At 64.5% G+C, this 20,247-nt stretch carries 21 protein-coding genes and 1 tRNA gene; 6 read left to right on the forward strand and 16 right to left on the reverse strand.

Annotated features, from left to right (window positions below; all coding sequences use genetic code 11):
• Positions 1-13: 13 nt before the first annotated feature.
• From AXW67_RS16795 to AXW67_RS16805, 3 genes are read right to left on the reverse strand one after another with little or no spacing between them, the layout of a single operon-like run.
• Positions 14-1,333 carry an SDR family oxidoreductase gene (locus tag AXW67_RS16795; protein WP_063678776.1) on the reverse strand — a complete coding sequence of 440 codons (1,320 nt, stop codon included), beginning with the start codon at positions 1,331-1,333 and terminating at the stop codon, positions 14-16.
• A gap of 8 nt (positions 1,334-1,341) precedes the next feature.
• Positions 1,342-1,809, reverse strand: coding sequence for a DUF2269 family protein (locus AXW67_RS16800; protein WP_027555344.1), 468 nt, complete (start codon positions 1,807-1,809; stop codon positions 1,342-1,344).
• Positions 1,806-2,705, reverse strand: a complete 900-nt coding sequence (locus AXW67_RS16805) for an alpha/beta hydrolase family protein (RefSeq protein ID WP_063678777.1) — start codon at positions 2,703-2,705, stop codon at positions 1,806-1,808. Before AXW67_RS16805 ends, AXW67_RS16800 begins: the two co-directional genes overlap by 4 nt.
• A 266-nt stretch (positions 2,706-2,971) precedes the next feature.
• On the opposite strand from AXW67_RS16805, the gene AXW67_RS16810 reads away from it, so the two are divergent.
• Positions 2,972-3,481 (forward strand): GNAT family N-acetyltransferase, encoded by a 510-nt coding sequence (locus tag AXW67_RS16810; protein WP_027555342.1) that lies wholly within the window; start codon positions 2,972-2,974, stop codon positions 3,479-3,481.
• Positions 3,482-3,658: 177 nt separating this feature from the next.
• Complete coding sequence (gene ppa, locus AXW67_RS16815) at positions 3,659-4,195, forward strand: inorganic diphosphatase (protein WP_027555341.1); 537 nt, start codon at positions 3,659-3,661, stop codon at positions 4,193-4,195.
• 167 nt (positions 4,196-4,362) lie between these two features.
• Here ppa and folD read toward each other — a convergent pair whose 3' ends face one another.
• From folD to AXW67_RS16830, 3 genes are read right to left on the reverse strand one after another with little or no spacing between them, the layout of a single operon-like run.
• Positions 4,363-5,247, reverse strand: a complete 885-nt coding sequence (gene folD / locus AXW67_RS16820) for a bifunctional methylenetetrahydrofolate dehydrogenase/methenyltetrahydrofolate cyclohydrolase FolD (RefSeq protein ID WP_027555340.1) — start codon at positions 5,245-5,247, stop codon at positions 4,363-4,365.
• A gap of 23 nt (positions 5,248-5,270) precedes the next feature.
• The gene (locus AXW67_RS16825; protein WP_082907920.1) at positions 5,271-5,603 is read right to left on the reverse strand and encodes a DUF167 domain-containing protein; all 333 of its coding nucleotides are present in this window, start codon (positions 5,601-5,603) and stop codon (positions 5,271-5,273) included.
• An 18-nt stretch (positions 5,604-5,621) separates the two neighbouring features.
• Positions 5,622-5,912: a YggT family protein gene (locus tag AXW67_RS16830; RefSeq protein ID WP_027555338.1), complete on the reverse strand. Its 291-nt coding sequence runs from the start codon at positions 5,910-5,912 to the stop codon at positions 5,622-5,624.
• Between the two features lie 189 nt (positions 5,913-6,101).
• Here AXW67_RS16830 and AXW67_RS16835 point away from each other — a divergent pair.
• Positions 6,102-6,177, forward strand: a tRNA-Ala gene (locus tag AXW67_RS16835).
• Positions 6,178-6,290: 113 nt separating this feature from the next.
• Here the strand turns inward: AXW67_RS16835 and AXW67_RS16840 are convergent.
• From AXW67_RS16840 to AXW67_RS16870, 7 genes are all read right to left on the reverse strand, one after another.
• The gene (locus AXW67_RS16840) at positions 6,291-7,103 is read right to left on the reverse strand and encodes an enoyl-CoA hydratase (protein ID WP_063678778.1); all 813 of its coding nucleotides are present in this window, start codon (positions 7,101-7,103) and stop codon (positions 6,291-6,293) included.
• 96 nt (positions 7,104-7,199) lie between these two features.
• Positions 7,200-8,000, reverse strand: a complete 801-nt coding sequence (locus AXW67_RS16845) for a glutamine amidotransferase (protein WP_063678779.1) — start codon at positions 7,998-8,000, stop codon at positions 7,200-7,202.
• A 126-nt stretch (positions 8,001-8,126) separates the two neighbouring features.
• Positions 8,127-8,906 (reverse strand): SDR family NAD(P)-dependent oxidoreductase, encoded by a 780-nt coding sequence (locus AXW67_RS16850; protein ID WP_063678780.1) that lies wholly within the window; start codon positions 8,904-8,906, stop codon positions 8,127-8,129.
• A gap of 230 nt (positions 8,907-9,136) precedes the next feature.
• Positions 9,137-9,625, reverse strand: a complete 489-nt coding sequence (locus tag AXW67_RS16855; protein ID WP_027555334.1) for a tellurite resistance TerB family protein — start codon at positions 9,623-9,625, stop codon at positions 9,137-9,139.
• A 151-nt stretch (positions 9,626-9,776) separates the two neighbouring features.
• On the reverse strand, positions 9,777-11,186 hold the full coding sequence (locus tag AXW67_RS16860; RefSeq protein WP_063678781.1) for an adenylate/guanylate cyclase domain-containing protein: 1,410 nt from the start codon (positions 11,184-11,186) through the stop codon (positions 9,777-9,779).
• Between the two features lie 51 nt (positions 11,187-11,237).
• Positions 11,238-12,605 (reverse strand): cytochrome P450, encoded by a 1,368-nt coding sequence (locus tag AXW67_RS16865; protein ID WP_063678782.1) that lies wholly within the window; start codon positions 12,603-12,605, stop codon positions 11,238-11,240.
• Positions 12,606-12,655: 50 nt separating this feature from the next.
• Complete coding sequence (locus AXW67_RS16870) at positions 12,656-14,020, reverse strand: hydrolase (RefSeq protein ID WP_063678789.1); 1,365 nt, start codon at positions 14,018-14,020, stop codon at positions 12,656-12,658.
• Between the two features lie 147 nt (positions 14,021-14,167).
• Between AXW67_RS16870 and AXW67_RS16875 the strand changes: the two genes are divergently transcribed.
• On the forward strand, positions 14,168-15,856 hold the full coding sequence (locus AXW67_RS16875; RefSeq protein ID WP_063678783.1) for an MFS transporter: 1,689 nt from the start codon (positions 14,168-14,170) through the stop codon (positions 15,854-15,856).
• Between the two features lie 125 nt (positions 15,857-15,981).
• On the opposite strand, the gene AXW67_RS16880 is transcribed toward AXW67_RS16875, so the two are convergent.
• Together AXW67_RS16880 and AXW67_RS16885 are read right to left on the reverse strand one after the other, a co-directional pair.
• Positions 15,982-16,197, reverse strand: coding sequence for a hypothetical protein (locus AXW67_RS16880; protein WP_063678784.1), 216 nt, complete (start codon positions 16,195-16,197; stop codon positions 15,982-15,984).
• A 175-nt stretch (positions 16,198-16,372) separates the two neighbouring features.
• Entirely contained in the window at positions 16,373-16,681 is a 309-nt protein-coding gene (locus AXW67_RS16885) for a hypothetical protein (protein WP_063678785.1), read from the reverse strand.
• A gap of 256 nt (positions 16,682-16,937) precedes the next feature.
• Here AXW67_RS16885 and AXW67_RS16890 point away from each other — a divergent pair, with 256 nt between their 5' ends.
• Positions 16,938-17,993 carry a polysaccharide deacetylase family protein gene (locus AXW67_RS16890; protein ID WP_063678786.1) on the forward strand — a complete coding sequence of 352 codons (1,056 nt, stop codon included), beginning with the start codon at positions 16,938-16,940 and terminating at the stop codon, positions 17,991-17,993.
• A gap of 169 nt (positions 17,994-18,162) precedes the next feature.
• Here AXW67_RS16890 and AXW67_RS16895 read toward each other — a convergent pair whose 3' ends face one another.
• On the reverse strand, positions 18,163-18,507 hold the full coding sequence (locus AXW67_RS16895; RefSeq protein WP_027555326.1) for a hypothetical protein: 345 nt from the start codon (positions 18,505-18,507) through the stop codon (positions 18,163-18,165).
• Between the two features lie 230 nt (positions 18,508-18,737).
• Between AXW67_RS16895 and AXW67_RS16900 the strand changes: the two genes are divergently transcribed.
• Positions 18,738-19,943 (forward strand): integrase core domain-containing protein, encoded by a 1,206-nt coding sequence (locus AXW67_RS16900; protein ID WP_063677366.1) that lies wholly within the window; start codon positions 18,738-18,740, stop codon positions 19,941-19,943.
• The last annotated feature ends 304 nt before the right edge of the window (positions 19,944-20,247 follow it).

Raw genomic sequence — 20,247 nt, forward strand, 5'->3', positions numbered from 1 at the left:
TCGCTCGAAAACGCTATCGGTTATCCAGCATCACGAGCGCCACCAGCATCAGCACGATAGCAGGTCCCGTCTTCACGAGCGCGCCGAGCGGCTCGATCCAGAGATCGGGCGTCAGGATCGCTGCACCCACCATGTAGCCGAGCGAAGCGATGATGCCGGCGACGAGTCCGAGCGCGGACGTGCGGCGGAAGGCGATCAGCCCGCCGATACTCATGTCCATCAGGCTCGTGCCGATCGTGATGAGATCGACCAGCGCCGATGGGAGGTTGTGCGCCGTCAGGATGCCGGCGGCGGCGCGGTAGGAGACGAACAGCGCGATGAAGCCGGAGACGACCCAGAACGCCACCAGGCTCCCGATGATCAGCGCCTTGACCAGAAACAGCCGCGCGAACCATTTGTCCTGGATGGTGGCCGGATGCCGGCCGATCGCATCCGTCAGCGTTTTCGGCGCAATGCCGGTCGCGGCGATCCACGCCGAGGGATCACCGCTGACGCCGCGGCGCAACTCAGTGATGGCCGTCGAACGCATTGGCGGCATCCAGCCAAGATAATTGGCGACATCGCCTAGTTTCCCCCCGAGATCGAGTGCAAACGACGGCATCGCAACATGCGGCCAGCCGGCCGTGCCGAACGCAATGCGAAACTGCTTGATGACGCCGGCCATCGTGACCGGCTCTGATTGCATCAGGTCCCAGCTCACGGCCTTCACCGACGCATCATCGATGTCGCGCGCGGCGAGCCAGGCGATGGTGGCGGCAATATCCTCGACTGCGACGGGCCGGAACGGCGTCGCCATCTCCTTGTCCGGCAGATCAATCGGAAACGCGGCGAGCGCCCGCAGCAGGGCGCTGCCGCCATAGGCGGACGGTGCGACCACGAAGCCAGGCCGCAGGATCGCATGGACGATGCCGGAGGCCGCGATCAGCCGCTCGGCCTCGCGCTTGGTCGTTGCGAATGCGGTGCGATCGGCCTCAGCCGTCCCGGGGATCGAGACGTGCACGAGGCGGATCACACGGCCGCTATCGCCGATCGCCTGAAGCAGGCGCGCGACGAAATCGCGATGCACGGCATTGGTGTCGCTACCAGCGCCGTCCTGGAGCACGCCAAGGCAGTTCACGACGACGTCGGCCGCGTGCTCGTTCAAGAGATGCGTCAGCGCGGCCGCATCGAGGGAGAGGATCGGCAGCTCGATGTCCCGCGGGCTCATCTTCTGCGCCGGCGACAGGCTCCGCGCGAGACCGATCACGCGAAAGCCTCGCGCACGGAGATCATCTGTGACGAAGCGGCCGATCAGGCCGGAAGCGCCGAGCAGGAGAACGTTGGCCTTACTCATCGCGTCCCTCAAAACGGCTTTGCGATCATCAGCCAGAGGATCAGCATGGTCGCGCCGAAGCCGGGAAAGCCGAACGCGAACCAGCGGCGGAACAGCACAAAATAGCGCGGTGGGAGGGCGGTGCGCTGATCGGCGGCCTTGCGCGCGAGATCGCGCATCTCGATCTGCATGAGCACGACGGGGATCCAGAACAGGCCGGCCACGACATAGAGCGCGAGCGCGGCGAGCAGCCAGCGCTCCGTGATCGACGTGGCGGAGAGCATCATCAGGAGACCGCCGCTGACCGGCTGCATGATCACGGCCGAGAACGTGAAGATCGCGTCCGCGATCACCACCACCGAGGCGGTGCGCGCAATGAATTCCGCGTCCTGCGTGCGATGCGCCATCAGCATGAAGAAAGCGATGCCGGCTCCAGTGCCGAGAATGACGATGGCGCCGAGCACATGCAGATATTTGATCAGGAAATACAGTGTCATGGCTTCTTGGTCGCAACCGGCCTTGGCAGGTTCAGCGCACGTTCGAGCGCCTTGCCCGCGGCTTTGACGCCCGCCTCCGTCTCGATCATCCAGTGGCCTTCGCTGCCAATGGCCGGCACCGCCTGGAAATCCACCTTGCCACCGGCGCTGCGAAACGCATCGGCCAATTGCCCCGCGAAGGCCGGCGAAAAATATGTATCGTTCGCCGCCACGAACCACGTCACAGGCAGGCGTGCGGCCTTGCCGAATTCACCCGCCGCGAGCTTCAGCGCATCTGGTGCGCAAACTTTGTCCGGGACGTCATTGGCGTGGCCGCCGCGGCCGGGCGCAGATACGATGATCGCGGAAATGGTCTTCGGATCGGCATTGGCGAGCGCCAGCGCGCCCCATCCGCCGGCGGAATGGCCGATCACGACAGCACCGTCCTTGCGGACGAAATCCTGCTTCCGCAGGAATTCCAGAGCGAACGAAATCTCGTCCGCGGTGATGCGGCCTGAATGCACATAATCGGCCTCGTCACAGCCGCCCTGGTCCTCGACATAGCGGCCGCCGGTCGCGCCATGGCCGAGCCGTTCCGGCACAAGCACGGCAAAGCCGCGCACAGTGAGAAACGCGACGAGCGCGCGGTATTCCGGTTGCGGCATTTGCGCGCGACGCAGCACGTTCTGCGTCGAGGCATGGGCGATGACGGCGAGCCGAAACGGCCCGTCGCCTGCGGGACGAAAGAGCAGGGCATGTGACGCAACCTCACTGTCCGGCGATGGCACGCGCCATTGCTGCCGCCGAAACGGCTCGCCTTCCTCGCCAGAGGGACCCAACGCGACTTGCGCGCGCAGCGGCGGCGCGATGAGCGCGGCCAGCACGGGGAGAAGGGCAAGCGCGTAAGAAAACCGCATGAATCGCTGGAAGCGAGAGGGATTCGCGAAGGCCAGACTAGTAGGAACGAATCATTCTGGGCGGACTTTCTGCGTAGCTCCTGCCGTCCATTCGCTGCCGCAACGCAGTTTTGCACCGACGTATGACAAGCCATTGCCGGTCAAAGCGCCGTCTTGTCCTCTTTCGGTACAACATGGTCAAAATACTGATGCAGAAAGTCCACAGGTTAACCCATAATTAACGATAGGTCTTGCCGCCGGCGCGGCGACTTGGTTTGATCGTGTCCATGAGCACAACCCTGATCGAGGTCCGGCCGGCCAAAGCTGCAGATGCGACTGCGGTGGCGTCCACCCATGACGAAGCCTGGCGCTCGGCCTATCAGGGCATCATTCCCGGCGCAGAGCTGGAAAAGCTGATCAACCGCCGCGGTCCGCAATGGTGGGACAGCGCGATCCGCAAGGGCAGCCGCGTCAGCGTGCTGGTGTTCGGCGACAAGATCGCGGGCTACGCCAACTACGGTCGCAACCGCGCCCGTAGCCTGCATTTCGACGGCGAGATCTACGAGCTCTATCTGCGTCCCGAATTCCAGGGCCTCGGCTTCGGCCGGCGCCTGTTTGCCGCCGCCCGCCGCGACCTGATGCAGAGCAATTTGAAGAGCATGGTGGTGTGGGCGCTCTCCGACAACGATCCAGCGACGGAGTTTTACCGGGCGCTGGGTGGCCGCATGGTGGCGCGCTCCTCGGAGCGGTTCGGGCCGAAATCGCTCGACAAGGTTGCCTTCGCTTGGACCAATTGAGCTGCTGAAACGTCAGCCGGCAGCGATTCCCTCCGTCGATACCGTTGCCTTTTGAGCCGGTGGTCGCTGGATTCATAATTTCACAAAAGTTCGATGGATAGGCGGGCTCAGCCCGCGTATGACAATGCCAAAATCGCTGCCGGGCGCGATTTCACCTCGGCAACAACGGAGCCTTGAATGCGTATCGATGCGGTCTCGATCGGGACCAACACCCCACACGAAGTCAACGTCATCATCGAAGTGCCTGTGGGCGGTGAACCGATCAAATACGAGATGGACAAGGAGGCCGGCACGCTGGTCGTCGACCGCTTCCTCTACACGCCGATGCGTTACCCCGGTAACTACGGCTTCATCCCGCACACGCTGTCCGACGACGGCGACCCCTGCGACGTCCTGATCGTCAACACCCGCGCCATCATCCCCGGCGCCGTGATGAGCGTGCGCCCGGTCGGCGTGCTGTTCATGGAGGACGAAGCCGGCGGCGACGAGAAGATTCTGGCGGTGCCGTCATCCAAGCTGACGCAGCGCTACGACAAGGTGAAGTCGTATAGCGACCTGCCGGACATCACGCTGCAGCAGATCCAGCACTTCTTCGAGCACTACAAGGATCTCGAGAAGGGCAAGTGGGTGAAGATCCTGCGCTGGGGCGGCCCGGAGGACGCGCACAAGCTGATCCTCGAAGGCATGGATCGCGAGAAGAAAAAGAAGGCCTGAGCTCTGTGTCCCGAACCCGGCTCTGCTCCCTCGCCCCGCTTGCGGGGAGAGGGTTGGGGTGAGGGGCTGCCTCCGCAACTTCGGTGACAAAGAGACTCGCGGAGAGTCCACCTGACCCGGCGCTTCGCGCCGACCTCTCCCCGCAAGCGGGGCGAGGTGAAGAAAACCTACACCGCCGGTTTCGGCAGGCCTGCGATCGCACAGGCGGCGCGCAGGGTATTCACCAGGAGACAGGCCACCGTCATCTGGCCGACCCCGCCCGGCACCGGCGTGATCGCGCCGGCAACCCCAAGTGCTTCCTGATAGGCGACGTCACCGACGAGGCGGGTCTTGCCGTCATCCTTCGGAATGCGGTTGATGCCGACGTCGATCACGGTCGCGCCCGGCTTCAGCCAGTCGCCGCGCACCATCTCGGGCTTGCCCACCGCGGCATAGACGAGGTCGGCGCGCTTCACGAGCCCGGGCAGGTCGCGCGAGCGCGAATGCGCGATCGTCACCGTGGCGTTCTCGTTCAGCAGCAATTGCACCAGCGGACGGCCGACCAGGTTGGAACGGCCGATGACGATGGCGTTCATGCCTTCGAGCGAGGCGTGCACGCTTTTGGTCAGGATGATGCAGCCGAGTGGCGTGCAGGGCGACAGCGCCTCGAATCCACCGGCGAGCCGGCCGGCATTGTTCGGATGCAGCCCGTCGACGTCCTTGGCGGGATCGATGGCATTGATGACGGCCTCGGTGTTGAGGCCCTTCGGCAGCGGCAGCTGCACCAGAATGCCGTGCACGGCGGGCTCGCGGTTGAGCTTTGCGACCAGCGCCAGCAGGTCGGCCTGCGAGACGTCGGCCGGCAGCTTGTGCTCGAACGAGGCCATGCCCGCGGCCTGGGTCTGGGTGTGCTTGGAGCGGACATAGACCTCGCTCGCCGGGTCATTGCCGACCAGGACCACCGCAAGCCCCGGCACCAGATTGTGCTCGCGCTTGACGCGGGCGACCTCGTCGGCGACGCGGCCGCGAAGCTCCGCGGCAATGACTTTCCCATCGATGATCTTGGCCGTCATGTCGGTTCCTTAGGTCTCGTCCTTTAGGTCTTGGGTTTGGCCGAGGCGAGCTGCCGCAGCGTGTCGCCGAGCCGCTCCGGATCGCCATCAACCCCGATCTGCTTCAAGCGCGACGTTGCTCCGGACAGGAGCTTCACGCTGGCCTTGGGCACGCCGAGCGATTTCGCCAGCAGTGCCAATACCGCCCGATTGGCCTCGCCGCCATCGGCAATGGCACGCACGCGCACCTTGAGCACGCTGCGGCCGTCGGAAAGCTGCTCGATCCCGTCGATGCCGTCGCGGCCGCCGCGCGGTGTCACCCGCAAAGCGATGCTCATGCCCGAGGCGGAGATGCGCCAGGGCTCGCTTGCGACCAAGGCTCCGCCCGCGCCGCGTTAGAGCACGTTCGGGTAGATGTAGTACATGATCACCCGTTCGATGAACATGATGATCAGAATCAGGATGATCGGCGAGATGTCGATGCCACCGAGATTGGGCATGAAGTTGCGAATCGGCGCCAGCACCGGCTCGGTGATGCGGTACAGGAACTCCGCCACGGCCGAGACGAACTGATTGCGGGTGTTCACGACGTTGAAGGCGATCAACCACGACAGGATCGCGGAGATGATCAGCAGCCAGACGTAGAGGTCGAGCACGATGATGACGATGTCGAGAACGGCACGCATGGCTGGGGAAACTCTGGTTCCGGTGGGGATGTGACGCCTTTTGCTAGATACCGGTTCCCCCCGGCTCAAACAAGGGAAGTCCGGGCCCGGATAAGGCTAAAACCGGGCTACGCCCGTCCTTGACTTGACCTTAGCGGGGACTTAAATGGCGCCCGGTTGTCGGCCGCGTTTACCAGAGCGGCCCGCGACGGGGCCATAGCTCAGCTGGGAGAGCGCGTCGTTCGCAATGACGAGGTCGGCGGTTCGATCCCGCCTGGCTCCACCACGCTTCGCCCTCCGGGCTACGCGTGGCGCTGCCACGCCGGAGCCTGAACGGCGAAGCGTGGTGTCCGGCGAAGCCCAAAGGGCGAAGACGGACCGAAGTCCCCAAATTCAGCCCTACCTCCCCGTGAACCTTGGCGGCCGCTTCTCCATGAAGCTTGCCACGCCCTCCCTGAAATCGCCGCCGCCCAGCGCGATCAGCATCTCCCGGTTGGCCTCGATCGTGGCTTCGGCCAGCGTCTGGAACGGCACCTCGTAGAGCTGCCGCTTGATCACGGCCATGGCACTCGGCGAGACGGAATCGGCGAGATCGCGGGCGTAGGCGTAGGTCTCCTCGCGCAGCTTCTCGGGCGGGCAGAGCCGGTTGACCAGCCCGATCCGCAGCGCCTCGTCGCTTGCAACGCGACGGGCCGACAGCAACAGATCCATCGCATTGGCATGGCCGACGATGCGCGGCAGCATCCAGGAGATTCCATGCTCGGCGATAAGCCCACGCCGCGCGAAGGCGGTGGTGAATACGGTGTTGTCGGCGGCAAAGCGCAGGTCGCAATAGAGCGCGTGCACGAGCCCGATGCCGGCGGTTGCGCCGTTGAGCATCGCGATGACGGGCTTTCCGATCGACGGATAGAAGCCATAGCGCGTCTGCCAGTCCGGGCGACGGTTCATGTCGAAGGGCGGCAGGTTCGATGCGCGCCTGACGTCATTGGGATCGAGGCCTTTCAGCGCATCCATGTCGGCACCGGCGCAGAAGGCGCGGCCCGCGCCGGTCAGCACGATGACGCGGACATTCTCGTCAGCGGCTGACGCTTCCATCGCGTGGCGCACATCGCGCTCCATGATCGGCGTCCACGCATTCATGCGATCGGGGCGATTGAGCGTGATGGTCGCGACCTTGTCGCTCACCTCATAGAGAATGTGTTCATAGGCCACGGCGCTCTCCCTTTTATCCGCACGCGTATGCGCGTGCTCATTGGGAGCAAGCCTAGCACATCCAGCGATGAGGCAAGGACAAGGCGCGGCGCGCGATCACTCGGCCGCTTGGGCCAGCATCGGCCGGCGCACCAGCCAGCCCTCGATGAAATGATCGAGCCAGGCGCGCTCCGCGACGTCATAGACGGCGCGATCCGCGAAATGATGATGCCGCTGCCGCGCGCCGGGCGCGCTCAGACCGTCATAGCCGCGCGTGGTCCAGCAATGCATCATCGCGTAGGTCACATCAGGATGAAACTGGACGCCGACGGCATTGCCGGTCCGAAACGCCTGCACCGGAAAATCATCGCCTTCGGCGAGCAGTTCGGCGCCGACAGGCAGCTCAAAACCCTCGCGATGCCAGTGATAGACCTTCCCCGGCCAATCCGGGCAAACCGCTCGTCCTGCCGCGGTCGGGCGGATCGGGTAATAGCCGATCTGCGTCAGCGCGTCGGGATGCGGCGCGACGCGGGCACCGAGCTGCATCGCGAGCATCTGAGCGCCGAGGCAGATGCCGAGGAACGGGCGCTGTTCGCGGAGCGGAATTTCGATCCAGTCGATCTCGCGGCGAATGTAGTCGTCGGAATCATTGGCGCTCATTGGCCCGCCGAAGACCACGGCACCGGCATGCTTCTCGAGCGTTTCGGGCAAGGGATCGCCGAAGCGCGGCCGGCGGATGTCGAGGCGATGGCCGAGCGCGCGCAAGGCGTTGCCGACACGGCCGGGGGTGGAGGATTCCTGGTGCAGGACGATCAGAACCGGCTGACGGCTCTCGCGATCGGAGGCGGCCGCGCCGGGCGCCCTTCGCGGGAAGGGCACCACCTCTGCGCCACCAAACCTGTCCGTCCGGAACGACATTGCCTCTGCGGGTGCTATCGATTCAGACCGCCAACATAGCTAAGCGATCGTTAATTTCGTGTGAGTTCGCGCGCACGGGGTTCATGAAGCAAGCCCCGGGCCAATACGGGCTGCCGCGCCCGTCTCCTAGCGCTTGCGCGTCTGGAACCGGCCGACCGCGGCCAGGATGAAGCCGCGCGGAAACAGGCGCAGCAGGAACGGCACGATCTTGATGCCGAGCCCGGGCAGGACCGCCCGTTTATCGGCCATCAGACCGCGATAGGCGGCCTGCGCAACATCGGCAGCCGAGACGTTGAGGATCGCGGAATCAAATCCCGGAGCAAAGCCCGCGCGCGCTTGAAACTCCGTCGGCACCGGACCCGGGCACAGGACGGTGACGCGAACACCGCGCTTGCCGAGTTCGGATCGCAAGGCCTCGGTGAAGGAGATCACATAGGCCTTGGATGCGTAGTACACGGCCATGCCGGGGCCGGGCAGGAAACCGGCGATCGAGCCGACATTGAGAATGCCGCCCTTATTCTTGACGAGCTGGTCGGCAAAGCGCAGCGACAGATCGGTCAACGCGCGGATGTTCACGTCGACGATGCCGAGCTGCTCGGCGCGATCACACTCAATCGCATCGCCGAACACGCCAAAGCCTGCATTGTTGACGAGGTGATCGAGCTCGACGTCTTCGGCCGCGAGCGCTGCCGCGATCTTCTCGCCGGCATCGGCCGCTTCGAGATCGCAGGGGACAATGATCGGCTTCTTGCCGCTCTTGGCCGAGAGCTCGTTCGCCAGTGCCTCGAGGCGATCGGCCCTGCGCGCCGTCAACACCAGGCGGTGTCCGTTCGCGGCGAACACGCGCGCCAGTTCCGTACCTATGCCGGCCGAAGCACCGGTAATCAGCGTCACGCGCTCGGTCACGATCCAAATCTCTTGACGGCGGGAAAATGCTAACGACAACGCCGAAACGAGAGCATGGGCCCCGTGCGCGACGCAAGCTGCCCGGCGGCATGGCGCGTTGCGCGAATGATAGGCAAAGCGGAAAAACCCGCTGATTTGCGGGCGTTTTCGGCGGCGAGGGCGGTCCGCCGATACATTAAAGTTTCGTCATGTCGTGATCACCACCGGAGCGAGCGGCGGGACGAACCGGCTCAGGCGTCGACGACGCCATCCTTCACCTGACCACCGGCGCGATTGGCGATGGCGTGCTTCAGGTCGATGCGGTCGCGCTGCGACACGCCGAGCAGGTCGGACGCGCGCCAGACGACGTTGTCCTCGAACTCGGTCACCTGGCCGTCGGCATAGACCAGCTCCCACATCATCTGGACGATGCGCTTGCGTCCGTCTTCGTCGACCGAACGCATGATGACGCTGGTGAAATGGTAGAGATCGACGGCTTCGCCCTCGACCTGGGTCGCGTCCGCGATCAGGCGGTCCGCGGTGCCGTGATCCAGCCCGAAATGGCTTTCGATCAGGCTATGCAGCTTGCGCTGCTCGGCCTCGGTCGGCTGGCCGTCCAGCGAGATCACATGGATCAGCAGCGCGGTTGCCGCCAGCCGGTAATCGCTGTCACCGAAGGCGCGGTCCTGGGCATGGGGAGCAACAATCTCAGCGATGAATTGGCGCAGGCCGTCCAGCATGAGTCCCACCGAAATCGATGAAGCCGCGGGAAGCGGCTTCTACAAGCCATTATATGAGCAGGAAACTCAACCGGCGCAACGTGCGTCAGTTCGCCGTGTGCATTACGTTTCTGCAATCTGTTGTCGTCCCGGCCTTCGCCGGACGACAACATCACGGTATCTCGTACACCACCATCTTGTCGGCGATGCCGCGCAGCGCGGCCTGTTTCTGGATCGGCCTGATCGCGCGCTGCTCCAGGAGCTCGGCGACAGCCGGCGCATCCAGCACCGGGCCGGTGATGTGGATCTCCTGCGCGGTCGACAGGCTCTGCACGCGCGCGGCGATGTTGACGGTCTGGCCGAAATAGTCCTGCCGCTCGTTGAGCATCACAGCGAGGCAAGGCCCCTCATGGATGCCGATCTTGACGATCAGATCGGTGGTGCCGCGCTGCTCGTTGAGCTTGTCCATGGCTGCGCGCATCCGCAGGCCCGCGACGATCGCATGCTCGGGACGAATGAAGGTCGCCATCACGGCATCGCCGATGGTCTTCACCACCGCGCCCTTCTCCGAAGAGATGATCTCGAGCAGCGCGTGGAAATGCGCGCGCACGAGATCGAAGGCGGCGAGATCGCCGACGCGCTCGTAGAGCGCGGTCGAGCCCTTCAGATCGGTGAACAGGAACGTCAGCGAAGTGATCTGGAGCCGCTGGTCGATGTTGAGGTTGTCGGCCTTGAACACATCGCGAAAGGTCTGGTTCGACAGCATTCGCTTGGCGGTGAGGAACGGCTTGCGCTTGCCGATGAGATGATGGAGCGCCTCGGCCGCGATGAATATCGATGGAAGCGCGCGGGTGCTCGCCTGGTTCTTGAGCGTGAGGTTTAGCGGACCTGGGCGCAGGTTGACCGTCTTTGTCGGCGCCGGTTCGTTGGTGTAGGCGATGGAGAGCTCCTGCGGCTCGCCGACCGGCTCGCCCTGCACGTCGATGAACAGCGCAGCGTGCGTGATCGGCTCGAAAACGATGATGAACTGCTGGGGAAGCTGCAGCAGGATTGTCGTTGTTTCGCCGCGCGGCAGATCGCGTGTCTCCAGCGTCACCTCGTTCGCCAGCGTTGCAACCGATTCCTCCGTGAAATCGACGCCGGAGCTCCAGTACATCTGCTTGTAGTACTCCCACACGGGCAGCGTATCGGGATCATGGGCAGCAATTCGCCGAACCCGGGGGTTGACCGTGAATGACACTTCGACCTGATCGTCGACGTTCGGCTTGTAGCCGCAGGCGCACAGCGCGCAGTGATAATCATCGGGCTTGAGCGCCTTCAGGGTCGAGTGCGCCCCGAGCACGCCGCCGCAACCCGGGCACAGCACGTTCCAGCCGAGATCGAACAGGCCTAGTCGCGCCGAATGCAGGAAAGCCGAGATCGAGCGTTCTTCGTCGAGATCATGTCGCTTCGAGAAGTCGATGACATTGATGCGATTGAGCTCGTGATCCCCGCCCTGCGCGACCAGTTGCTCAATCGCGTCGACGACCTTCGGATCTGCGGTCTGCTTCAGAACGGAAAACTGCGCCTGTGTGTCGCTCATGGCGGGGGCTCTATCTCGGGTGTATCACGCCATCGGCGAGGCAATCGCCTGTCACCGACGCGTGATGCGGAACATGGGTGAGTGATCCGGCTGGGTCGTGACGACGCCGAGCGGAATGACGGGATTGGTGTCGACGAGCTCGACCCGGAACGCCCCGATGAGCCTCGCCAGCGCCAGCACGGATTCTGCCTGAGCAAAGGGCGCGCCGACGCAGACGCGCGGCCCCGCGCCGAATGGCAAGTAAGCGAAGCGGTCGGGTGCCTCGGCCGACATGAAGCGTTTCGGGATGAACGCGTTCGGCTGATCCCACAGCTTCTCGTGGCGGTGCAACAGCCACGGCGCGATCATGATGATGTCGCCCTTGCCGATCGCGACGCCGGCCGCATTGTCCTTGTCGCGGGCCGCCCGCGCAATCAGGAAGGCAGGCGGATAGAGCCGCATCGTCTCCTCGATCACCGCGCGGGTGAACTTCTGGCGATCGATGTCCGCGATGCTGTCGAGGTGTTCGCCGCGGGTCTCGGAGGCAACTTCCTCCTGCGTCTCCGGATCGAGCGCGAGCAGATACAGCGCCCAGAACAGCGCGGTCGCCGTGGTCTCGTGACCCGCGAGAATCATGGTCGCGACCTCATCGACGAGCTGCGCGTCGGAAAAGCCCTTGCCGGTCTCGGGATCGCGCGCCTCGTCCATGAGATCGAACAGATCGCGCGGCGGCGCACCGTCCTTCTTGCCCACCGCACGCCGCTCGGCGATCAGCATCGCAACGAATTCGGTCCAGCGCTTGCGGAAGCGGGCGCGGGCAAAATCCATCGGGCTCGGCCAGGACACCGGCAGCACCATGTCGAGAAAATATGCCCGTCCCAGCCGCTCGGCATACTCCATGATGAAGTTGCGCAAGGTCGGACCATGGCGTTCCATGCCGAAGGAGAACATGGTGCGTCCGGCGATCTCGAGCGTCATGCGCTGCATGATCTCGCGGAGGTCGACGGCTTCGCCCACGCGCCCATCCAGCTTCGCGATGGTCTCGTCGAGCACCGCGGTCATATGCGGGACGAGGTTGGCGGTGGCGCGCGGCGTAAACGCCGGCGCAAGGGTGCGACGCTGAAACGTCCAGGAATGACCTTCCGCAATCAGAAGACCATCACCGAGCACGGGACGCAGCATGCGGATGCCCGCCGGCGTGCGCGTGTAGTTCTCGTAGTTGCTGAGCAGGACATGCCGGATCGCATCCGGGCGGTTCAGGATGAAACTGTTGCGGAAGATGAAGCGGCCCGGGATGATCTCTTCCTCATAGGCACGCTGCCCCCAGGTCGCGATCATGTTTCGCCGGATCACCGCGAGCTTGCTCAGGAACGACATGTCGTCCGGCGCGCGCGGCGGGGCTGGGGGGACGATAGGCCGACGCACGCTGGCGATGTTCATGGCTCTCTCCCCGCAGATCGTTCGTTGAGAAGTCTCGCGTGGCCAAATAGCTAGTAAGTCAGTTCGGCAATCGCAATCCTGTTCTCGGCGGCAGGCCAGGCCCGCGCCACAATCCGTTCTTCGCCAAATTCGGCCACGATGTTACGCCCGACGTCGGCGAGCAGAAGGCGCAGGGTTGCTGCCGCATCCGTGGGCACGCCCGGCTTGACGTCGGCCGGCTCCTTGCCGTCGAACAGCACCACGTCCCGCGGCAGGCCGAAATAGCCGCGCGGGCGGGACATGATCACGACTGCGCCAGCATCCTTGTCGGTCGGCCCGAGCGGGCGCGCGGCGCGCAGGTGCACGACGTCGGACGAGCGCGGGAACGGCGAGCGGTAGATATGCGTCGTCGGCGCGTCCGGCGAAGTCAGGACGAATTCGAGCGACCAGGAGGGGTCGACCTGTACCGGCCCCCAGCGGCCGTCGGCCGCCGTTGTCGAGCTATGCACCGCATTGCCCTTGCGCTCGCCGTTTTCGGGATCGACGCGGAAGATCTCGACCGTTGCGCCGGCGACCGGGCGATTGGTCGGCACGCCGCCGGGCGTGCCCGTGACGAGGCCGCTCAGCCTGACGGTCTGCTCCGGCAGAACCGCGATGCGCGCGGGCTCACGCCCCGCGATGAATTTGTAGATCTCGCGGAAGGCGCGCGGATGAAACGCCACCTCGCGATGATCGAGTGCGCCGAGCACGAGATTGGTGGCGCCCTTCAGCTCCGGCCCCTCTGTGGTGACGCCGGTCGGCACGCCGGGCTTGCCGATGAAGCGGCCATCGGCTTGCGCATACTTGTCCATGCCGTCGCTGCGCAGCGTGAGGAAGGCCGGGCCCGGCGTCACCTCGCTCTCGCCTTCATTCAGACCACGCAGGAACGCACCGCGGCCGTTGAACTCGCTGCCGAGCGCGTCGTCGGTCGCAAAGACGCCGTGGTTGGGCGTGCCGCACAGCACGGCGTGGCTGACATCATCAGCGCCGCCGTTCTTGATGACGTTGCGGATCGCGTAGCCGCCACGCGAGCTGCCGACCAGCGCCACGCGAGTCGCACCGGTGCGGCGCTTCAGCTCCGCGATGGCAGCAGCGAGCTCGCGGCGCTGGTCCGCGGTTGAGGAGCGGTCCGCCTGCTCGACCTTGTCGTCGCTACGCGCCAGGGGATCGGTGAAATTGATTGCCAGCAGGCGATCGCGCGCAATGCCGTTCGATTCCATCCGCCACATTGTGGTCATCCAGAGCGCGTCGTAGTCGCCATTGCCATGGACGAACAGGATCGGCGGCACCTCGGAGCTCGCGGGCGCGGTCTGGGCCAAGGCGTCGATCCGGACGCTCGCAGCCGCGAAGGGCAGGGCACTGATACCTTGCAGGATGGTCCGTCGCGACAGCTTCATCATGTTCCTTTCGGGCGAACTCACGCCTTTGCACCGCTTATAGACGTCTAAGCACTGGACAGCGAAGGACTTTCGCGGGCATCACTGAACCCGCTGGAATCGCCGAAACTGCCAAGACCACTTCTGCCAACCCAAATGGAAGGGGATATGACCGAGCAGCCGAAACGTCAGAGAATTGCCGCCGACGGCATCACCGCACCGCTGCGGTACACCGTGTTCCGGCGCATCTGGCTCGCCAGCCTGCTCTCCAATCTTGGTCTCCTGATCCAGGGCGTCGGCGCCGCCTGGGCGATGACGCAGATGGCGGCATCGGCCGACAAGGTGGCGCTGGTGCAGACCGCGCTGATGCTGCCGATCATGCTGATCTCGATGCCGGCCGGCGCCATCGCCGACATGTATGACCGCCGTATCGTGACCCTGGTGTCGCTCTCGATCGCGCTGATCGGCGCGACTGCGCTCACGATCCTGGCCGGGCTCAAGCTGATCACCCCGGAAACGCTGCTCGCCTTCTGCTTCGTCGTCGGCAGCGGCAATGCGCTGTTCGGTCCGGCCTGGCAGTCGTCGGTCAGTGAACAGGTGCCGCCGGATGCGCTGCCGTCGGCGGTCGCGCTGAACGGCATCAGCTACAACATCGCACGCAGCTTCGGTCCCGCGGTCGGCGGCGTCATCGTCGCCGCGGCCGGCGCGGTCGCCGCCTTTGCCTGCAACGCCATCCTCTATCTGCCCCTTCTGGTGGTGCTGCTGCTCTGGCGACGCACCACCGAGCCCTCGCGCCTGCCGCGGGAAAAGCTCAACCGGGCCATGGTCTCCGGCTTCCGCTACATCACCAATTCGCCGCCGATCAAGATCGTGCTCTTGCGCACGCTGGTGATGGGCCTGATCGGCGGCGCCATCATGGCGCTGATGCCGCTGGTCGCGCGCGACCTCCTGCATGGCGGCGCCCAGACCTACGGCATCATGCTGGGCGCCTTCGGCATGGGCGCGGTCGTCGGCGCGCTCAACATTCACGAGCTGCGCAAGCGCATGAGCGGCGAAGCCGCGATTCGCGCCTGCACCATCTCGATCGCGTTCGCGATGGCCGCGCTTGCCTTGAGCAGCGAGCCGGTGCTGACCGCGACCGCGCTGGTGCTGGCGGGCGCGGTCTGGATGGCCGCCGTCGCGCTGTTCAATATCGGCGTGCAGCTCTCGGCGCCGCGCTGGGTCGCAGGACGATCGCTCGCGGCATTCCAGGCCTCGATTTCGGGCGGCATTGCGATCGGCGCCTGGGGCTGGGGTCACCTCACCGACTACGCCGGCGTGGAGGTCGCGCTGCTGGTCGCGGCTGGCCTGATGCTGATCTCGCCGCTCCTGGGACTTTGGCTTGCGATGCCGCGCGTCGGCGCGCGCAACGAGGATGCCGAGGTGCTGGCCGATCCGGAAGTGCGGTTGTCGCTGACGGGGCGCAGCGGCCCCCTCGTGGTCGAGATCGAATATCGCGTGGCGCAGGAGAATGCGCGCGCCTTCCACAATGTGATGCAGGACGTGCAGCTCAGTCGCCAGCGCAACGGCGCCTATGGCTGGTCGATCGCGCGCGACATCGCCGATCCGGAGCTGTGGACCGAACGCTATCACTGCCCGACCTGGCTCGATTATTTGCGCCAGCGCAACCGCTCGACCCAATCCGAACGCGCGCTGCACCAGAGCGCGATCGACTTCCACATCGGCCCCGAGCCGGTGCGGATCCGCCGCATGCTGGAGCGCCCGTTCGGCTCGGTGCGCTGGAAGGAAGAGACGCCGGACCGCGCAAGCGCCGAAGTGCTGCCGGTGGTCGCGACCGCGGCGGGAAGCAGTACGTAAGCCTTCTCTCGTCATCCCGGGGCGCGCCGTCAGGCGCGAGCCCGGAATCCATTCCTCCAGGCGAATGCGGCTCGATGGATTCCGGATTCATCGCTGCGCGATGCCCCGGCATGACGGGGGAGAAACTACTGCCCGTGCTCGGTCAGCACCTTGTCGCAGGCCTTGCTGAGGCGCGTGCGGTTTTGCTTGAGGCAGGCGAGCACGGCTGAATCGCCATTGTTCATCACGGCGCGGCAGTGACGCGAGACATCGCGCGCGCAGGCGTCGTGCCCCGGCTGCTGCTGCGCCGATGCGCTCGATGCGATCAGCGCCAACGGAATCATGAAAAGAATTCTGCTCATCGCGTCATTGCCTCGTACCCGAACGATAGGCGGGCGAAGCTAAAGCGATGGTTCCACCGCCGCAACGGCTTTGTTGGTGGACCGCGCTGGCGCTGCCGCGTGGCCCCGGCTTTCACGCCGGGGCACGTCGCGATGGAGCTAAAGGACGCAAACGACGAATTCGTCGTGCGCGCTGTTACTTGTTGTCCCGGGCGTCAGCGACCTTGCGTGACGCGCCCTTGGCGAGGTCCTTGTCCATCACCGCGCGACAGCCGGCGCTGAGATCGGTGCGGTGTTTGATCATGCAGGCGGTGATCTTCGGAATGTTGGGGATTTCCGACGAGCACAGGCGGAAGGCGTCGCCGGTGCACATCTGCTGCGCCTCGGACGAGAAGGCGAAGCTCGACCCGGTCGACAGGATGGAGACGATGGCGGCAAAGCCCAGAGCCAGGCTGGTGTCGCGGATCTTGCTCCTCGGAGACGTGCTCATCAAAGACTTGGTCATTTGAAGCTCCCATTGGCGCCGCGGAAAGCGGGGCCGGTTGTTGATGGGAGCTACGATGTTCCAGCAAAGTCGTTTCCACTGTGATGACGGTCACGGGACGGTCGGCCACTGTGACATCGGTCACTTTGGCGCACCTCCCTGAAATTCCTTCGGAACCGCTGTCGTGTTGGTGTCACGTTAACTCTTCCTTCGCATTAATAGCTCGGCGCGGGAAAGAAACCGCTGGTTTGGTTGCGTAATTGGAAAGAGTAGCGCGATGCGTAATGCGTTGGGCCTGATGCTGGCCAGTGTAATTGCGGCGGTCGTGATCGCCGCCGGAGGTTGGTTCTTTTATTCCTCGCGCGCCGAACAGGCCGCGCCCAAGACGATTGCCGCCCGTGCCGCCGATCCGTTGCCGGCACCGGCGAAACTGGCCGTCAAGGATGACGTCGAGGTCACCGCGGCGCTCTCTGGCAAGCCGGCAACACTCGCCGTAGCCCAGGCGTCCGCTCCCGCACCGGCCATGCCGGTTCAGCAGAAATCGACCTGCGCCAATCCGAACGCGCTTGGCGTCGCCCGCGTGGTCGAGATCGACACCACCGGCGGCCCCGGCTTCGGCTTCGAGCACTTCAAGCAGTTCGACTTCCTGACCGACAAGGAGGTCGTGCTGACCTTCGACGACGGTCCGTGGCCGAACAACACGCCGGCCGTGCTGAAGGCGCTCGCCGACGAATGCACCAAGGGGCTGTTCTTTGCGGTCGGCAAGCACGCGACTTATCATCCGGAAATCCTGCGCCAGGTGCTGGCCCAGGGCCATACCGTTGGCGCGCACACCTGGTCGCACGTCAATCTCAACAGCAAGAAGATGACGGAGAGCCAAGCCAAGGACGAGGTCGAGAAGGGCTTTAGCGCGGTCAAGTTCGCGCTCGGCACCAATCCGGCACCGTTCTTCCGCTTCCCGCAGCTCCAGCACAATCCGGCGATCGTGAGTTATTTCGGCACCCGCAACGTCGCGATGTTCTCGACCGATCTCGACTCATTCGATTTCCGCAAGGAGAGCACGCCCGACAAGATCGTCAGCAACGTGATGACCAAGCTCGACAAGCTCGGCAAGGGCATCATCCTGATGCATGACTTCCAGAAGCACACCGGCGAAGCGCTGCCGACGCTGCTCGCGCGCCTGAAGGCCGGCGGCTACAAGGTCGTGCAGATCAAGGCCAAGACAACCTTCCAGACGCTGCCGGAATATGACGAAGCGCTGCTCAAGGACCTGAAAGTGCCGACGTCGAGCGCGCGTCCGATCTCGAGCGTGGTGCAGACGGTCTCGCAGTAACGTCGCTATCTAGATCGGATTATCTCCACTTGCGTCATGGCCGGGCTTGTCCCGGCCATCCACGTTCTTGGGTCCGCGTGGATAGACGTGGATGCCCGGGACATCTAGCGCGAAGACGCGCTTCGCGCTTTTGCCCGGGCATGACGAGCGCGCAGCGACTGACGCACTATTACCAATAGATCCCGTGGCGATGCAGCTCGCCGATGATGCGGCCCTCGGTCCAGCCACGGTGGCGCCTGGGCTTGTCGGCCTTCGCCGTGGTCTTCGGTGCAGGCTTGGCGGCGTCGTTGCTGGGCGCGCAGTTCGTTGCAGGCGTCGTCGTCGCGGCCGCAGGCGTGGTGGGGACGGCGGCAGGCCGGTCCACGTATTTCGGAGTCTCTGCCGGTGCTGCCGCAGGAGTAGCGTTCGTAGCTGCGGGCGTCTCGGCGGAAGCCAGGGTCAAGCTGCGCGTACCAGCAGCCTGTGCGGAGGCCGAGGCCAGAACCATGGCGGCAACCAGAATGATCTTGCGCATGTGACGTCTCCCCGTGTTTGCGTGAGCGGACACTAGGAAAGACCGAAGCGAGGTTATGTGACGGCGATCACATCCGGACTCCGTTGCCGTGCGCCACGACAGTGGACCGCACGGGACGCTGCAGCACAGCATTGGACATGTTCGGGATGTTGAGCGGCCCGAGACATAGGTGACAGAACGTACCGGACACATGGGTTACACTTTCCGCTTTTGTTCTGCGGGAGGTGTGGATGCCGTGGAAAGCGAGTTCGGTAATGGAAGAGCGCCTTCGCTTTGTCGCCCGGCTTCTGGATGGAGAAGCCATGGCCGAGGTCTGCCGGGAGTTCGGCATCTCCCGCAAAACTGGCTACAAGATTTTCGATCGTTACAAGGAGCACGGGCTTGAAGCGTTAAGCGACCGCTCCAGGCGGCCGATCCGTTACGCCAACCAGCTCCCGCAGCAGGTCGAGACCCTGATCGTTCGGCTGAAGGGCGAGAAGCCACACTGGGGCGCCCGCAAGATCCGCGAGCTCCTGGTGCGACGGCTCGACGGCGACGTCCGGGTGCCGGCCAAAAGCACCATCCATGCGATCCTCGACCGCCATGGCCTGGTCAAGCGCGGCTGCGTGCCGCGCCACCGCGCGCACGGCACGCCGCTGTCGCAGGGCACGCTTGCCAACGATCTGTGGTGTGCCGACTTCAAGGGCGAGTTCAAGCTCGGCAATGGCCGATACTGCTATCCGCTGACCGTCACCGACCATGCCTCGCGCTTCCTGCTGCTCTGTGAAGCGCTGGATTCCACGCGGGAAGATCCTGCCATTACTGCCTTTGAACGGCTGTTCCGCGAGCGCGGTCTGCCCTTTGCCATCCGCTCCGACAATGGCGTGCCCTTTGCCAGTCCAAACGCGCTGTTCAACCTCTCGAAGCTGTCGGTGTGGTGGCTCAGACTCGGCATTGCGATCGAACGCATCAAGCCGGGCCATCCGCAGCAGAACGGCCGTCACGAGCGCATGCATCTCACGCTGAAGAAGGAGGCCACCCGGCCGCCGGGGTTCAACAGCTTGCAGCAGCAGGCACGCTTCGATGCCTTCCTCCGCGAGTTCAATTCTGAACGTCCCCACGAGGCGCTCGACATGAAGTGCCCCGGAGAGCTCTACACAGCCTCAACCCGCCGCTACGATGGTCTGCCGGAACTCACATATCCGTTCCACGACCGCGACGGTGTCATCACCGCCTGCGGCCGCCTCTGCCTCCATCGCAAGAAGATCAACATCTCCACCGTGCTGGCCGGCCAGAAGCTCGGCATCAAGGAAGTCGACGACGGCATTTGGCTCGTCAGCTTCATGCATTACGATCTCGGTTACTTCGACCTCGAGCAAAAGACCTTGCAACCCCTCGACAACCCGTTCGGCCCGAAGCCCGCCACCCATGTCTCAAGTACGGCCTCGGCGCTCTGACCGAGACGCGCTTTCCTGCATTCTTGGCATGGTGGCCAGTTGCTTGGCCGCGCTGAGCCGTCACCCCCCCGAAGCCCGCAGGGGCGCGGCCTTTGCCGCGCGGGGTTGACGGCGAAAGCGCGGACCGAGCAATAATGGTCATGCCATGAACGCGTCTCGCCGTAACACACCAAATCGGATGCGTTGCGCGTCGGCGGGATCGACCTGGAGTAAATGACCTTGCAACCAATCGGCAACCCGCTCGGCACGAGGTTGTCACCTATGTCTTAGGTACGATCTGTTACCGATGTCTTCGGTCTGGACA

Origin of the sequence: Bradyrhizobium neotropicale (genome assembly GCF_001641695.1) — a bacterium.
Lineage (GTDB): Bacteria > Pseudomonadota > Alphaproteobacteria > Rhizobiales > Xanthobacteraceae > Bradyrhizobium > Bradyrhizobium neotropicale.

Coding starts and splice junctions, on each gene's coding strand:
- ppa (WP_027555341.1), top strand. CDS start 3,659: ATGCGTATCGATGCGGTCTCGATCGGGACCAACACCCCACACGAAGTC.
- AXW67_RS16900 (WP_063677366.1), top strand. CDS start 18,738: ATGCCGTGGAAAGCGAGTTCGGTAATGGAAGAGCGCCTTCGCTTTGTC.
- folD (WP_027555340.1), bottom strand. CDS start 5,247: ATGACGGCCAAGATCATCGATGGGAAAGTCATTGCCGCGGAGCTTCGC.
- AXW67_RS16800 (WP_027555344.1), bottom strand. CDS start 1,809: ATGACACTGTATTTCCTGATCAAATATCTGCATGTGCTCGGCGCCATC.
- AXW67_RS16895 (WP_027555326.1), bottom strand. CDS start 18,507: ATGCGCAAGATCATTCTGGTTGCCGCCATGGTTCTGGCCTCGGCCTCC.
- AXW67_RS16890 (WP_063678786.1), top strand. CDS start 16,938: ATGCGTAATGCGTTGGGCCTGATGCTGGCCAGTGTAATTGCGGCGGTC.
- AXW67_RS16855 (WP_027555334.1), bottom strand. CDS start 9,625: ATGCTGGACGGCCTGCGCCAATTCATCGCTGAGATTGTTGCTCCCCAT.
- AXW67_RS16830 (WP_027555338.1), bottom strand. CDS start 5,912: ATGCGTGCCGTTCTCGACATCGTCATCATCGTGCTCGACCTCTACGTC.
- AXW67_RS16810 (WP_027555342.1), top strand. CDS start 2,972: ATGAGCACAACCCTGATCGAGGTCCGGCCGGCCAAAGCTGCAGATGCG.
- AXW67_RS16845 (WP_063678779.1), bottom strand. CDS start 8,000: ATGTCGTTCCGGACGGACAGGTTTGGTGGCGCAGAGGTGGTGCCCTTC.
- AXW67_RS16795 (WP_063678776.1), bottom strand. CDS start 1,333: ATGAGTAAGGCCAACGTTCTCCTGCTCGGCGCTTCCGGCCTGATCGGC.
- AXW67_RS16880 (WP_063678784.1), bottom strand. CDS start 16,197: ATGAGCAGAATTCTTTTCATGATTCCGTTGGCGCTGATCGCATCGAGC.
- AXW67_RS16875 (WP_063678783.1), top strand. CDS start 14,168: ATGACCGAGCAGCCGAAACGTCAGAGAATTGCCGCCGACGGCATCACC.
- AXW67_RS16870 (WP_063678789.1), bottom strand. CDS start 14,020: ATGAAGCTGTCGCGACGGACCATCCTGCAAGGTATCAGTGCCCTGCCC.
- AXW67_RS16865 (WP_063678782.1), bottom strand. CDS start 12,605: ATGAACATCGCCAGCGTGCGTCGGCCTATCGTCCCCCCAGCCCCGCCG.
- AXW67_RS16805 (WP_063678777.1), bottom strand. CDS start 2,705: ATGCGGTTTTCTTACGCGCTTGCCCTTCTCCCCGTGCTGGCCGCGCTC.
- AXW67_RS16860 (WP_063678781.1), bottom strand. CDS start 11,186: ATGAGCGACACACAGGCGCAGTTTTCCGTTCTGAAGCAGACCGCAGAT.
- AXW67_RS16885 (WP_063678785.1), bottom strand. CDS start 16,681: ATGACCAAGTCTTTGATGAGCACGTCTCCGAGGAGCAAGATCCGCGAC.